Genomic DNA, 14,134 nt, shown 5'->3' with positions numbered 1-14,134 from the left:
AAGCCCCGCTCTCCTGCAAGGGAGGCGGGGCTTTTCAGTGCCCGATAATCAGGGTTTGGACGCTATCGCCTGCTCCACCGCCTTGATCAGGTCGGGGCTGTCCGGCTTGGTGAGGCTGGAGAAATCGGCAATCACCTTGCCCTGGCGGTCCACCACGTACTTGTAGAAATTCCACTTCGGCGCATTGCTCTGCTGCGCCAATACCTTGAACAGGTGCACCGCGTCCGGCCCCTTGACCTTCTGCGGCTCGGTCATGGTGAAGGTCACGCCGTAGTTCACGTAGCAGACCTTGGCGGTTTCTTCGCCGGTCTTGGCTTCCTGCTTGAAGTCATCGGATGGCACGCCGATCACCTCCAACCCTTCATCCTTGTAGCGCTGATACAGCGCTTCGAGGCCTTTGAATTGCGGCGCGAACCCGCAAAAGCTCGCCGTGTTGACGATCACCAGGGGCTTGCCGGCAAAACGTTGGCACAGGTCGATGGATTCCTTGGCGCGCAACTTGGGCAATTGCCCCTCCAGCAACGGCGGGCAATCGGCAGCCAACGCCACGCCGCCAAAAGCAGCCATCAGCACAGGTACAGCCAGCCAGCGCATCTGCATGTCGAAACGTCCTTTAAAGAGTTCAGGCACCGAACTTAACAGATCGACATACCCAGTTGCATCAACGCCAGGCCACCGCGCTGCCAGCCCCACCAGGCCAGGGCCAGCAACAGTGCGGCCGCGATTGCCCCGCCAAACCAATACCAGGTCGAACTCATGCCGTCTCCATCTGCGCCTGCAATCGCGCCACCGGCCGCTCACGTACCGGCCAATTCAGGGCTGCGGCGAGCACGCTCAACAGGATCGCCACTTGCCAGATCAAATCGTAGTTACCGGTTCGATCATAGACCACCCCGCCCAACCAACCACCAAGGAACGAGCCGAGCTGGTGGAAAAGGAACACGATCCCACCGAGCATGGACAGGTTTCGCACTCCGAACAACGTGGCGACCGTGCCGTTGGTCAGCGGTACCGTGGACAGCCACAAAAAGCCCATGGCCATGCCGAACAGGTAGGCCGTGACTTCGGTCACCGGTGCCCACAGGAACAGGATGATCACCACCGCGCGCAGCAGGTACAACCCGGTCAACAGGCGCGGCTTGGACATGCGCCCGCCAAGCCAGCCGGCGGTATAGGTGCCGAAGATATTGAACAACCCAATCAACGCCAACACCGTGGTGCCGACCGTGGCCGGCAAGTGCTGGTCCACCAGGTAGGCCGGCAGGTGCACACCAATAAACACCACCTGGAAACCGCAGACGAAAAAGCCGAAGGCCAGCAGCCAGAACCCGGAGTGGGAGCAGGCTTCCTTCAAGGCTTCACCCAGGGTCTGCTGGCCGGCCATGACCGGCAGCGGGCGATCCTTGAGCATGCTCACCAGCGGCAGGATCAGCGCCACCATCAGGCCCAGCGCCAGCAACGCGGCCGACCAGCCCAGCCAACTGATCAAGCCCAAGGTGCCCGGCACCATGGCGAACTGGCCAAACGAACCGGCGGCACTGGCAATGCCCATGGCCATGCTGCGTTTTTCCGGCGCCACGGCGCGGCCGACCACGCCCAGAATCACCGAAAACGATGTACCCGACAGGCCAATCCCGATCAGCAGGCCGGCACTCAAGGACAATGACCACGCCGAATCCGACAGGCCCATCAACACCAGGCCCGCGGCGTATAACACCCCGCCGACAAATACCGCCTTGGTGGCGCCGAACCGGTCGGCCAGGGCACCGGTAAAGGGCTGCGCCAGGCCCCAGATCAGGTTCTGCAAGGCGATGGCAAAGGCAAAGGTCTCACGGCCCCAGCCGAATTCGCTGCTCATCGGCGCCAGGAACAGGCCGAACCCGTGCCGCACGCCCAAGGACAACGCCAGGATCAGCGCACTCCCTACAAGGATCCAACCACTGGTGCGCCACATCGACGTCATTTCTTATTCTCCGTTCGCGGGTATATACCCGCTTGTGTTCGAACAAACCCGCGTTCAGGCGAGTTCATCCAGCAAGGCCAACAGGGTTTCGCGTTTTTCCGCGCCGAGTTGATCGACCAATTTCTGTTGCGCCGCCTCCCAGGCGGGTAACGCTGCCGCCAGGCGCTCTTCACCGGCGGCGGTCAACAGCACCAGGCGGTTGCGCAGATCATCGCCCTCTACCATCCGCACCAGGCCCTCACCTTCCAACACCCGCAGGTTGCGCCCCAAGGTGCTGCGATCCAGGCCCATGGCGTCGGCCAGGCTGGAAATGCTCGGTTGATCGAGGCGCTGCAGGTTGCACAGCAAGGAATACTGGGCGACGTTGATCCCGAAGCCGTCGAGGGCGCCGTCGTAGTGCCTGCTGACGCCACGGGCGGCACGTCGCAGGTTGGTGCATAAACATTGGGAGGCAAGCATGGAACGTGTATATACCCGCGATTAAGGAAATGCAAGAAAGTGTTACAACGCCAAACCGACCAGAACAGCCACTTCCAGCAGCTCCAGCAGCGCGCCAGCGGTATCGCCGGTGGTGCCGCCGAGGCGATTGACCATCAGTTGGCGCAGGCCGATAAAACACACGGCCGCGAGCAGCACGGCAACCCCACCGCTGAAACCACCGATCAGGATGCAGGCCAGGCCACTGAGGATCAGCACCTGTTGCCCGACGACGCGCGGTAGATGATCCGACAACGCCTGGCCCAACCCACCCGCTCGCACATAGCGCGTGGTGAGAAACAACCCCAGCATCGACGCGCGGCCGATCAACGGCGCGAGAATCAACGCCACACCGTTGCGCTGTTCGATCAAAGCCACCAGCGCGGTGAACTTGAGCAGCAACACCAGGCCCAGGGTGACCACCGCAATCGGCCCGCTGCGCGGGTCTTTCATGATGCTGAGGGTGCGCTCGCGGTCGCCGAAGCCACCCAGCCAGGCATCGGCGCTGTCCGCCAGGCCGTCGAGGTGCAAGCCGCCACTGAGCAACACCCAGGCCGTCAGCAGCAGCGCGGCGTGCAACAACAGCGGTGATCCGATCAACAGCGTATTGAGCCCCCACAGCAGCACGCCGAACAGCAACCCGACCACAGGATAAAACAGCAACGAGCGCCCCAGTTCCTGCGGTTGCGGCATACCCGGCAGGCGAATCGGCAAACTGCTCAGGAACTGCACGGCGATCCAGAACGGCAGCATGCTCAGATTCCTTCCTTCAACACGCCATCGGCGCCGACCTGCAGGTTGAACAACCCACCATGAGCGACTTCGACATTCAGCAACTGCTCACGGGGCAGCCCCCGAGCGTGGGCCAACAGCAAACGCATCACCCCGCCGTGGCTGATCAACAGCACACGCTCACCGGCATACGCCTTATGCAGGCGCAGGACGGCGCCCAAAACCCGCAGGGAAAACGCGCTGACCGGTTCGCCCTGGGGCGGCGTGAAGCTATAGGGATCGGCCCAAAACCGGCCCAGGCCTTCGGCGTCGGTCTCCATCAGCGCTGCCGCACTTTGCCCTTCCCAGGCACCGAAGTGCAGTTCCTGCAGGTCCTTTTCCAGACTCACCGGCACATTCAGCCGCGCGCCCAGTTCATCCGCGAACCGCGCGCAGCGTTGCAGCGGCGAGCTGATCAGCCGATCCCAGGGCCCCTGTGCCACCACAGCGGCGCGCATCTGTTCCCAGCCCTTGGCGGTCAATGCATCGTCCAGGCTGCCGCGCAGGCCACCCCCCAGTTCGGTTTCGCCATGGCGCAACAGGTCCAGGTGCAAGGTCATGCCGGACGGTCTGCCACGGCCGCTTCGGCAAACGTCGCCATCTGCCCGTGCAGCGCACAGGCCAGGCGCAGCAATGGCACCGCCAACGCCGCGCCACTGCCCTCGCCCAGGCGCAGGCCGAGTTCCAGCAACGGTTGTGCATCGAGGCTCTGCAAGACATGGCGATGGCCAGGCTCGGCGCCGCGGTGGCCGAACAGCAGCCATTCGCGGCACGCCGGGTTCAAGCGCGTGGCGACCAGCGCCGCGACGGTGCAGATAAACCCATCCACCAACACCACGATGCCTTCCTGGGCGCAGGCCAGGTAAGCCCCCACCAGGGCAGCGATTTCAAAGCCACCGAGATTGCACAGGGTGTGCAGCGCATCCCCACGCTGCGCGGCATGCACGGCCAGCGCGCGTTCGATCACCGCCACCTTGTGACTGACGCCTTGGGCATTCAATCCGGTGCCCGGGCCTGTCAGCTCGGTCACCTGGCAATCGAGCAAGGCGCAGGCCAGCGCACTGGCGGCGGTGGTGTTGCCAATGCCCATCTCGCCGCCAACAAACAACTGCGCACCGCTTTCACGGGCGCGCAGCACACTGTCGCGACCCGCCTGCAATGCCAATCGGCCCTGGGCACCGGTCATTGCCGGGCCCTTGACGAAATTGGCGGTGCCCGCGCCGATATTCAGGTGACGCACGCCATGCAGGCTCAGCGAAGGGGTCACCGTACCGAGGTCGACCACTTCCAACTGCGCATCCAGTTGCCGCGCCAATACACTGATGGCCGCGCCACCGGTGACAAAGTTATGCAGCATTTGCCCGGTCACTTCCTGGGGAAACGCCGATACACCTTCGGCAACCACGCCGTGGTCACCGGCAAAGATGGCGATCCACAGCCGGTCCACCGACGGTTTGACCTGGCCCTGCAAGCCGGCCAATTGCACCGCCAGCGCTTCCAGCTGGCCCAGGGAACCGGCCGGCTTGGTCAATTGCTGCTGGCGCGCCAGGGCTTGTTCGTACGCCGAGGCGTCAATGGCCTTACAAGGGTTGAGCCACCAGGTGTCAGTCATAACGCAGTACCTTTCAACGTCAGGGGCAGGCCGGCAACCGTCAGGACAACACGCTGACAGCGCTCGGCCAAGGCTTGATGCAGCCAACCGGCTTCATCCACATAGCGGCGAGTCAATTCGCCCAGCGGCACGACACCCAGACCGGTCTCGTTGCTGACAAAAATAATTTCACCCGACAGCACGGCCAGGCTTTCCAGCAATTGATCGCGCTCGAACGCCAGGCGCTGCGCGTCTTCGAGCATCAGCAGATTGGTCAGCCACAGGGTCAGGCAATCCACCAACAGGCAACGACCGGGCGCAGCGTTTTCGCGTAGCACACGCGCCAGCTCGACAGGTTCTTCGATCAAACCCCAATGATCAGGGCGACGCTCGCGATGCAAGGCAACACGGGCATTCATCTCGCCGTCAAGCGGCTGGCTGGTGGCGATATAAATGACGGAAAAACCACACTCTGCAGCAAGCTTTTCAGCAAGGCGGCTTTTGCCGGAGCGGGCGCCGCCTAAAATCAGTTGAAGCATGAGGCCCCCCCTCCCCACCCACCACTCCACGATGCGAAGCGAGTCGTTTTTGATCCTGCTTTTGATCTGAAGTCGCCCCGTAAACCACGCTGGCCGAACGCAGGTTTGAATCCGTGGGTAACCCGGCAGGACGCCGGGTTAGCCGCACTGGGCCAGGGATGGCCCATTGCGGCGGCCCACGGATTCAAGCCTGCGTTCGGGCACACCGAGCCCAAGCGAGGTGCCGAGTGGTGGGGCGAAGGCCTTTTGCTTACTTTTGGGCCTTTCCAAAAGTGAGCCGCTGTAAGAGCGGAACCATAAGTGGCCGTTACCGCAGGAATGGATATGTACTCGGTATACCTGAACAATTCAGCACCTGATACACCGCTATCGGGGGCAAGTCGAATTGTCGCACCGCCCCTCCCACATTTGAACCGTGTGTACACCCTTAAACCCCACACAGCTTGCGCAATAAATCGGTGTCCAGATGGTTCTCCACCAGATCCGCCAACCGTTCGATATCACGCTCGCGAAGGGCGTGATAATCCACCTCCTGCACATCCTGCAACCCAGCCCAACGCAGCAACGCACTGCAAGCCGCCGGAGTCTCGAACACGCCATGCAGATACGTGCCAAGAATCTGCCCATCAGCACTTTGCGCGCCGTCACGGCGACCGTCCTCCAGCAGCACGGCGGCGTTCGCCAGGGCCGCGCCGCACGTCACGCCGGCATGGATCTCATAGCCACTGACCTCGGCGTCCTCCAGCAACAAACGCCCGCGAACATTACGCAGTTGCTTCTCTTCTTCCAGGGTGGTGCTGAACGCCAGCAGCCCCAGGCCGTCGCTGGAGCCGGCCGGCCCTTCCAGGCCCAACGGGTCGTGCACCTGCTCACCGAGCATCTGCAAGCCGCCGCAAATCCCCAGCACCTTGCCGCCGTAGCGCAAGTGCCGCGCCACGGCGGTGTCCCAGCCATGGGCACGCAGGTACGCGAGGTCGCTGCGCACGCTTTTCGAGCCCGGCAGGATGACCAGGTCGGCGGCCGGAATCGGCTGGCCCGGCCCGATGAACTGCAAGTCCACCTGAGGATGCAGGCGCAGCGGATCGAAATCCGTATGGTTGCTGATGCGCGGCAACACCGGCACCACCACCTTGAGCACCTGCGCCGCCTTGTCGATCTGGCGTTGGTCGATACCGTCCTCGGCTTCCAGGTGCAGGTCCATCACGTAGGGCAATACGCCCACCACCGGTTTGCCGGTGCGTGCCTGCAACCAATCCAGGCCGGGTTGCAGCAGTGCGATGTCGCCGCGAAAGCGGTTGATGATGAAGCCCTTGACCCGCGCCTGTTCGCTGGGAGAGAGCAATTCCAGGGTGCCGACCAGATGGGCGAACACCCCGCCGCGATTGATGTCGGCAATCAGCAGCACCGGGCAGTCGACGGCCTCGGCGAAGCCCATATTGGCAATGTCGTTGGCGCGCAGGTTGATCTCCGCCGGGGAGCCTGCGCCTTCCACCATCACCACCGGGTAGGCTTCGCTCAACCGCGCGTGGGAAGCCAGCACCGCCTGCATCGCGATGGCTTTGTAGTCGTGATAGGCCACCGCGTTCATGCTGGTCACGGCGCGGCCATGGATGATCACCTGGGAGCCGGTGTCGCTGTTGGGCTTGAGCAGCACCGGGTTCATGTCGGTATGGGGCGCCAGGTTGGCCGCCTGGGCCTGCACCGCCTGGGCACGACCGATCTCGCCGCCCTCGGCCGTCACCGCACTGTTGAGCGCCATGTTCTGCGGTTTGAACGGCACCACGGCAATGCCCTGGCGTACCAGCCAACGGCACAACGCGGTCACCAGGGTACTTTTGCCGGCATCGGAGGTGGTGCCTTGCACCATCAGCGTACTCATGAGGCGTCCTTGTAGGCAGCCAGCGCTTCGTCGAGACGCGACCAATCGGCCTCGGTGTCGGGCAGGCCAAACCGCACGCTGCTGTTGTGCACAAACAGGCGCAGCAAGATGCCGCGCTGGGCCATGAATTCGTGCATGCGCTCGGCGTGCGGGGTGATCAACCATTGGAACAACGCGCAGCCGCCCTGGGGTTGAAAGCCACGACGCTCGAGCAGTTCAAACAAACGCTGGCCGGCCTCGATGCAGCGTGCCCGCTGCCGTGCATGACCGGCAGTATCGCGCAGGCACACTTGGCCCAGTACCCGCGTCGGCCCGCTGACAGCCCAGGGCCCAACCTGTTCGGCCAGCAACTTGAGCAGCCTGCGCTCGGCCAGCACAAAGCCCAGGCGCACCCCGGCCAGGCCGAAAAACTTGCCGAACGAACGCAGCACAATCAGGCCGACCTGATGGGCCTGGCTCGCCAGGCTCAACTGCGGGGTGACATCCATGAACGCTTCGTCCACCACCAGCCAGCCGCCGCGCTGGGCCAGCCTTGTGTGCCAGTCCAGCAGGCGTTGCGGGGCCAGGCTCAACCCGGTGGGGTTATTGGGATTGACCACCACCAGCACGTCGAGGACGTCGAGGAAGAAGTCGACTTCCTGCTCCTGCACTTCACGCACCACGTAGCCGGCACGCCGCCAGGCCTCGGCATGTTCGGCGTAGCACGGCGACAGCACGCCGACCTTGCCGGCACGGCGCAGGCGCGGCAGCAACTGAATCGCCGCCTGGGAGCCGGGCACCGGCAGCAGATGCGCGGCGCCGTAATACTCGCTGGCCGCCTGTTCCAGGCCGTCGTCGGACTCCGGCAAGCGCGCCCAGGCCCGCAGCGGAATCTCCGGGATCGGCCATGGCCAGGGTGCGAGGCCGCTAGACAGGTCCAGCCAATCGGCCTCGGCAATCCCGTACTGAATCGCTGCCTTGCGCAGCCGGCCACCGTGCTCAAGCATAAAATTGCCCCCCCACGCAGAGAATCAGCAACCACAACCATACGCCGCGCTGCACCAGTTGCCAGCCGCGGTCGATAGAGTCGGCATCCGCCGCCGGGCCTTCGCCCAGTGGCGGACGCTGGTGCACCTCGCCGTGGTAAATCGCGGCGCCACCCAGCTCAACGCCCAACGCGCCAGCGCCGGATGCCATCACCGGCCCGGCATTGGGGCTGTCCCAGGTCGGCCCCTGGGTGCGCCAGCATTTGAGGGCCAGGCGGGTTTTGCCCAGCACGGCGTAGGTCAAGGCCACCAGGCGTGCAGGCACATAGTTGAGTACATCGTCGATCTTGGCCGCGGCCCAACCGAAACGCTCGAAGCGTTCGTTGCGATAGCCCCACATCGCGTCGAGCGTATTGCTCAGGCGGTAGAGCACCACGCCCGGTACGCCGGCGACGACAAACCAGAACAACGCGGCAAACACCGCATCGCTGCCGTTTTCCAGCACCGATTCGGTGGCGGCACGGGCGACTTCGGTGCGATCCAGTTCACTGGTCTGGCGGCTGACCAGGTAGCTCACCCGTGTGCGGGCCGCGTCGAGGTCATCGCTGCGCAGGGCCTGGGCCACCGGGATCACATGCTCGCCGAGGCTGCGCATGCCGAGGGCGCAGTACAACGCGAGGATCTCCAGGACCCAGCCGATATACGGCGCCCACGACAACGCGGTGGCCAGCAGGGTCAATGGCACCACGGCGATAACCCACGCGGTCACGCCATGGCTGCGCCAGCCCCGGCCACCGCTGTTGAAACGCTGCTCGATGCGCCCGGCAAAATTGCCGAACGCCACCAGCGGATGCCAGCGCCTGGGCTCGCCCAGCAGCGCATCCAGCGCCACTGCTGCGACACACAGCAAGGCCACACTCATTGACTCACTCCCCACGCATTTTCATACACCATGTCACTCAACGGCCGAGGCTCGGTCCAGCCTTCGAGCTGCAACATCGGTGCCGGGTAAAACTCCGTCACCGGCCCCAGGCACAAGACCGCCAGGGGTTTCGCACCGGGCGGCAGGCCCAGCAGGTCGGCCAGGGCCTGGGGTTCGAACAGCGAGACCCAGCCCATGCCCAACCCCTCGACCCGCGCGGCCAGCCACAGGTTCTGGATCGCACAGGACAGCGACGCCAGGTCCATCTCCGGCAAGGTGCGCCGCCCGAAGATGTGGCGCTCGCGATCATCCATCAACGCCGCCACCAGCACTTCGGCGCAGTCGTGAATGCCTTCGACCTTGAGCTTCATGAACGCATCGGAGCGCTCGCCCAACGCCTCGGCGGTGCGCACGCGTTCTTCTTCCACCAACTGTTGAATCCGGCTGCGCAACGCGCGGTCGCTGATGCGGATAAACCGCCAGGGCTGCATCAGGCCGACACTGGGCGCCTGGTGCGCGGCCTGGAGCAGGCGATGCAGCAATTCGGGCGCGACACTGCCGCCGCTGAAGTGGCGCATGTCGCGGCGTTCGGCGATGGCGCGGTAGACGGCGTCGCGGTCGGCCTGGGGGAAAGCGTTGTCGGTCATGGCCCTATCGGGGGCAAGCCCCCTCCCACAGTGGATGGGGTTTCAGCTCGGTCCGGGGCAAACAACGCGGCTACCGCCGTCGGATTCGACGGGAAATAGAAGTGCACGTAAGAGGCCGTCATCCGCCCCTGCCGGAACACCGCTTCGGCACCGCGCCCACCGTTCGGGCTCAGGCCACGGGCAATCGGCTGGCACTCGGTGCTGGTCAGGGAATGGTGGTACGTGTGCCCGCGCAGCACGCCTTCCGGCAGTTCGACACTTTGCAGGGCCAGGGCCGCGAGTTTCTTTTGCATCACCGCATCGCCTTGCAGCAGGCCGACCAGTTCGGCGCGGGTGCCGTCGACATCGGTGAGCGAGTCCAGCAGGTAGAGCATGCCGCCACACTCGGCGAGCAAGGGTTTGCCGGCGGCATGATGGTTACGAATGGCGTCAAGCATCGGCGTGTTTTGCGACAGCGCCTGGTGGTGCAATTCCGGGTAACCGCCGGGCAAATACAGGCTGTCAGCCTCGGGCAGCTGGCGATCATGGATCGGCGAGAAGAAGTGCAACTCGGCCCCCATCGCCCGCAGCAGGTCGAGGCTGGCGCCATAGGTGAAGGCGAAGGCTTCGTCACGGGCCACCGCAATGCGCACACCGGCCAGCAATGGTTCGGCCATGATCACTTCCGGCGCGGCGAAGGTCACCGGTGGCGGCAATGCGACTTCGCAGCTGCTGCCCAGGGCCTGGGCGGCGGCGTCCAGGCGCACGTCGAGGTCATTCAGCTCGCTGGCCTGCACCAGGCCCAAATGGCGGCTGGGCAGTTCGATCCCGGTTTCGCGGGACAGGGCGCCATACCAGCGCAAGCCTTCGGTGAGGCTGCCTTCCAGCAACTGCGCATGGCGCAGGGTGCCGACGCGGTTGGCCAGCACCCCGGCAAACGGCAGGTCCGGCTGATAGCGCGCCAGGCCCAGGGCCAGGGCGCCAAACGTCTGGGCCATGGCGGTGCCGTCGATCACACCGAGCACCGGCACGCCGAAATGCCGCGCCAGGTCGGCGCTGGACGGTGTGCCATCGAACAGGCCCATCACGCCTTCGATCAGGATCAGGTCGGCCTCACCCGCCGCTTCCCACAGCAGGCGGCGACTTTCCTGCTCGCCCACCATCCACATGTCCAATTGATACACCGGCGCACCGCTGGCGCGCTCGTGGATCATCGGGTCCAGGAAATCCGGGCCGCATTTGAACACGCGTACCCTGCGCCCCAGGTTGCGGTGCAAACGGGCCAGCGCGGCGGTGACGGTGGTTTTGCCCTGGCCGGACGCCGGTGCAGCGATCAGGACGGCCGGGCAGTGACGGGGCTGATTCAAAGTTCGACGCCCTTCTGTGCCTTGATCCCGGCCTGGAACGCGTGCTTGAGCATGCCCATTTCGGTGACGGTATCGCCCATTTCGATCAATTCAGGCTTGGCGCCACGGCCGGTGACGACCACGTGCTGCATCGGCGGACGCGCTTGCAGGTCGCTGAGGACCTGGTCCAAGTCGAGGTAACCATGCTTGAGGGCGATGTTCAGCTCATCCAGCACCACCAGGCCGATGCGCGGGTCTTGCAGCAGTTCGCGAGACACGGCCCAGGCGGCTTCGGCGGCAGCGATATCGCGCTGGCGGTCCTGGGTCTCCCAGGTGAAGCCTTCGCCCATCACGTGGAAACGCACTTGCTCGGGGAAGCGACGGAAGAACAACTCCTCACCGGTGCTGTTGCGCCCCTTGATGAACTGCACCACACCGCACTGCATGCCGTGGCCCATGGCGCGCGCGAGCATGCCGAATGCCGAGCTGCTCTTGCCTTTGCCGTTGCCGGTCAGCACCAGCAGCAAGCCGCACTCATTGGGGGAATTGGCGATGCGCTCGTCGATCACGGCTTTTTTGCGCAGCATGCGCGCCAGGTGGCGTTCGTCGCGGTCGGGGGTATCGGTCATGGCAGCTCTCCGTTGGGGCTGGACAAAAACGGCAGGCAGGAAAAAACAGACAGCCAAGCATCGCCCACCGTGATGCTGTTGGATGATCCAGGCCGGTCTCCGGACTCATGAGTGGTGCGCTGGCTCATCGACAGAGCGAACACGCCGACGGCGCGCCTTCCCATATCGCGGGCGATACAGTGGCAAAAGGCACCGTCTTGACTCATTTACCGTTGCGGGGGCAGCGCCGGAATCGCGGCAGCACTGTGTACAAGTGCGCTCGCTCACCGGCTTCCCTGTTTCACTCGGTCGACCCATGGGTCACAGAGCACCTGGAACAAGCCGCGAAGGTTAGTGGGTTGGGGGTGGAGCGTCAATTAAAGCTGGCCTTGCACTTGAACCATCGCACCAGCGCCCTCCTCTACCCTTACAGGTATCAAGGAGAACACCATGCATAAAACCAGACTCGCCCTACTCATCATGCTCGCCGGCACCCTCGCGGCCTGCGGTGAAAGCTCCACCCTGCAGGTGTCCGACGGCACCGGGCCGTCGCCGCAGCTACCCGAGCCGAACAAAACCCTGATTCCCACGGTGAACATTGCCCCGGCTATCGGCTGGCCGGAGGGCGTGAAGCCAACGGCGGCGGCCGGCACCCAAGTGGCGGCGTTCGCCGAAGGCCTGGACCACCCGCGCTGGCTGTATGTGCTACCCAACGGCGATGTGCTGGTGGCAGAAACCAATGCGCCGCCCAAGCCGGATGATTCCAAGGGCATTCGCGGCTGGGTCATGGAGAAGGTCATGGGCCGCGCCGGTGCCGGGGTGCCGAGCCCCAATCGCATTACCCTGCTGCGCGACGCCGATCACGATGGGGTTGCCGAGACCCGTACGGTGTTCCTGGAAAACCTCAACTCGCCCTTCGGTATGACACTGGTCGGCAATGACCTGTACGTGGCCGATTCGGACAAGCTGCTGCGTTTTCCCTATCAAGCGGGCGAAACCGCGATCAAGGCACCTGGCACCAAGGTGGTCGACCTGCCGGGCGGGCCCCTGAATCACCACTGGACCAAGAACGTGATCGCCAGCAAGGACGGCAGCAAGCTGTACGTGAGCGTCGGCTCCAACAGCAACGTCGGTGAGAACGGTCTTGAGGCGGAACAGGGCCGGGCGGCTATCTGGGAAGTGGATCGCGCCAGCGGCCAGCAGCGCATTTTCGCTTCCGGCCTGCGCAACCCTAACGGCATGGCCTGGGAACCCCAGAGCGGCAAGCTATGGACGGCGGTGAACGAGCGCGACGAGATCGGCAGCGACCTGGTGCCCGACTACATCACCTCGGTCAAGGATGGCGGGTTCTATGGCTGGCCCTTCAGCTATTACGGCCAGCATGTGGATGTACGCGTCACGCCGCAGAACCTGGACCTGGTGGCCAAGGCAATCGTGCCGGACTATGCGGTAGGGCCGCACACCGCGTCTTTGGGACTGACGTTCGCCGAGGGCAGCAAACTCCCGGCGCCGTTCAGCAACGGCGCGTTCATCGGCCAGCATGGCTCATGGAACCGCAAGCCCCACAGTGGCTACAAGGTGATCTTCGTGCCGTTCGAGGCAGGCCAGCCTAAAGGGCAGCCAGTGGACGTGCTGACCGGGTTTCTCGATAAAGATGAGAACGCCATGGGCCGGCCGGTGGGCGTGGTGATCGATCAGCAAGGGGATTTGCTGGTGGCGGATGATGTGGGGAATAAGGTGTGGCGGGTGTCGGCCACTAGGTAGCGAAGCCGCAAGCTTCAAGCGTGGAGCTGCAAGGTGGGATTGCACCCTCTTGCAGCTTACGACTTGAAGCTTATCGCTGATTTCAGGGATTACGTGCCAGGTTTGCTGGCAACACACGCTTGGCGCTCAGATAGGCATTCTGCCAATACGCCTTGGACAAGGTGTCCAGCTTGACCGTACCGCCGGTCTGCGGCGCATGCACAAAGCGACCTTCGCCCACGTAAATCCCGGCGTGGCTGACCTGGGAGCCGCCACCGGTGGCGAAGAACAGCAGGTCGCCGGTCTGCAGGTTCTGCTCGCTGACATCCTGGGCGCGCATCACGATCAGTTCGCGAGTGGTGCGCGGCAGGGAGATGCCGGCGGCGTCGCGGAAGACGAAGCCGATCAGGCCACTGCAATCGAAACCCGAGTCCGGCGTGTTGCCGCCCCAACGGTAAGGCGTGCCGACCAGGCCCAGTGCACGAAAGAGTACGTCTTCGGCCGCAGGCGAGAAATTCTGGGTGGAATAGTTGAATACCGGCTTGGGCTTGACCGCAACGGGAGCGGGCGGCGGCCGGCTGGCGCAGGCGCTGATAAGCGCGGCGCAGAGAATAAGGAGCAGGCGGGCTGAGGTCGACATGTGCAGAACAATCCTGGTCTGGATGCGGCTATCGCTGCCGAACGCTGAAAACCAGAACGCGCAA

The 14,134-nt window shown here is 64.2% G+C and carries 16 protein-coding genes and 1 riboswitch; of the genes, 1 reads left to right on the top strand and 15 read right to left on the bottom strand.

Annotated elements, in window-relative coordinates; all coding sequences use genetic code 11:
* Nucleotides 1–48: 48 nt before the first annotated feature.
* The 14 genes from Q8X51_RS01095 to cobO all read right to left on the bottom strand — a co-directional run bounded on the left by Q8X51_RS01095 (nt 49) and on the right by cobO (nt 11,708).
* On the bottom strand, nt 49–600 hold the full coding sequence (locus Q8X51_RS01095) for a glutathione peroxidase (RefSeq protein ID WP_027603814.1): 552 nt from the start codon (nt 598–600) through the stop codon (nt 49–51).
* 35 nt (nt 601–635) lie between these two features.
* Nucleotides 636–758 carry a hypothetical protein gene (locus Q8X51_RS01090; RefSeq protein ID WP_256097712.1) on the bottom strand — a complete coding sequence of 41 codons (123 nt, stop codon included), beginning with the start codon at nt 756–758 and terminating at the stop codon, nt 636–638.
* Complete coding sequence (locus tag Q8X51_RS01085; protein ID WP_407693509.1) at nt 755–1,954, bottom strand: MFS transporter; 1,200 nt, start codon at nt 1,952–1,954, stop codon at nt 755–757. Before Q8X51_RS01085 ends, Q8X51_RS01090 begins: the two co-directional genes overlap by 4 nt.
* Nucleotides 1,955–2,017: 63 nt before the next feature.
* On the bottom strand, nt 2,018–2,422 hold the full coding sequence (locus Q8X51_RS01080; protein ID WP_065946841.1) for a MarR family winged helix-turn-helix transcriptional regulator: 405 nt from the start codon (nt 2,420–2,422) through the stop codon (nt 2,018–2,020).
* A 42-nt stretch (nt 2,423–2,464) separates the two neighbouring features.
* Nucleotides 2,465–3,193, bottom strand: a complete 729-nt coding sequence (locus tag Q8X51_RS01075; RefSeq protein ID WP_065924928.1) for an adenosylcobinamide-GDP ribazoletransferase — start codon at nt 3,191–3,193, stop codon at nt 2,465–2,467.
* Nucleotides 3,194–3,195: 2 nt separating this feature from the next.
* The gene (gene cobC / locus Q8X51_RS01070; protein WP_065924927.1) at nt 3,196–3,771 is read right to left on the bottom strand and encodes an alpha-ribazole phosphatase family protein; all 576 of its coding nucleotides are present in this window, start codon (nt 3,769–3,771) and stop codon (nt 3,196–3,198) included.
* Nucleotides 3,768–4,823: a nicotinate-nucleotide--dimethylbenzimidazole phosphoribosyltransferase gene (cobT, locus tag Q8X51_RS01065; protein ID WP_065946842.1), complete on the bottom strand. Its 1,056-nt coding sequence runs from the start codon at nt 4,821–4,823 to the stop codon at nt 3,768–3,770. Before cobT ends, cobC begins: the two co-directional genes overlap by 4 nt.
* Nucleotides 4,820–5,341, bottom strand: coding sequence for a bifunctional adenosylcobinamide kinase/adenosylcobinamide-phosphate guanylyltransferase (gene cobU / locus Q8X51_RS01060; RefSeq protein WP_407693431.1), 522 nt, complete (start codon nt 5,339–5,341; stop codon nt 4,820–4,822). Before cobU ends, cobT begins: the two co-directional genes overlap by 4 nt.
* A gap of 427 nt (nt 5,342–5,768) precedes the next feature.
* Complete coding sequence (locus Q8X51_RS01055) at nt 5,769–7,220, bottom strand: cobyric acid synthase (RefSeq protein WP_407693430.1); 1,452 nt, start codon at nt 7,218–7,220, stop codon at nt 5,769–5,771.
* Nucleotides 7,217–8,206: a threonine-phosphate decarboxylase CobD gene (gene cobD / locus Q8X51_RS01050; protein WP_065924923.1), complete on the bottom strand. Its 990-nt coding sequence runs from the start codon at nt 8,204–8,206 to the stop codon at nt 7,217–7,219. Before cobD ends, Q8X51_RS01055 begins: the two co-directional genes overlap by 4 nt.
* Entirely contained in the window at nt 8,199–9,107 is a 909-nt protein-coding gene (gene cbiB / locus Q8X51_RS01045; RefSeq protein ID WP_065924922.1) for an adenosylcobinamide-phosphate synthase CbiB, read from the bottom strand. Before cbiB ends, cobD begins: the two co-directional genes overlap by 8 nt.
* Nucleotides 9,104–9,754, bottom strand: a complete 651-nt coding sequence (bluB, locus tag Q8X51_RS01040; RefSeq protein WP_065946844.1) for a 5,6-dimethylbenzimidazole synthase — start codon at nt 9,752–9,754, stop codon at nt 9,104–9,106. The genes cbiB and bluB overlap by 4 nt, the downstream gene beginning before the upstream one ends.
* Nucleotides 9,751–11,100, bottom strand: a complete 1,350-nt coding sequence (locus tag Q8X51_RS01035; protein ID WP_074847420.1) for a cobyrinate a,c-diamide synthase — start codon at nt 11,098–11,100, stop codon at nt 9,751–9,753. The genes bluB and Q8X51_RS01035 overlap by 4 nt, the downstream gene beginning before the upstream one ends.
* Nucleotides 11,097–11,708 carry a cob(I)yrinic acid a,c-diamide adenosyltransferase gene (cobO, locus tag Q8X51_RS01030; RefSeq protein WP_065924919.1) on the bottom strand — a complete coding sequence of 204 codons (612 nt, stop codon included), beginning with the start codon at nt 11,706–11,708 and terminating at the stop codon, nt 11,097–11,099. Before cobO ends, Q8X51_RS01035 begins: the two co-directional genes overlap by 4 nt.
* Before the next feature lie 73 nt (nt 11,709–11,781).
* Nucleotides 11,782–12,038, bottom strand: a riboswitch (cobalamin riboswitch).
* 99 nt (nt 12,039–12,137) lie between these two features.
* Here cobO and Q8X51_RS01025 point away from each other — a divergent pair.
* Nucleotides 12,138–13,451 carry a PQQ-dependent sugar dehydrogenase gene (locus Q8X51_RS01025; protein ID WP_065924918.1) on the top strand — a complete coding sequence of 438 codons (1,314 nt, stop codon included), beginning with the start codon at nt 12,138–12,140 and terminating at the stop codon, nt 13,449–13,451.
* 82 nt (nt 13,452–13,533) lie between these two features.
* On the opposite strand, the gene Q8X51_RS01020 is transcribed toward Q8X51_RS01025, so the two are convergent.
* A complete protein-coding gene (locus Q8X51_RS01020; protein ID WP_027603800.1) occupies nt 13,534–14,070 on the bottom strand; it encodes a C40 family peptidase in 537 nt (178 codons plus the stop codon).
* Between the last annotated feature and the right edge of the window lie 64 nt (nt 14,071–14,134).

This window comes from Pseudomonas sp. Yb2C2 (genome assembly GCF_052112325.1).
Taxonomy (GTDB): domain Bacteria; phylum Pseudomonadota; class Gammaproteobacteria; order Pseudomonadales; family Pseudomonadaceae; genus Aquipseudomonas; species Aquipseudomonas marginalis.
The sequence above is the reverse complement of the archived record's forward strand: the minus strand, read 5'-3'. Positions and strand labels throughout refer to the sequence as shown.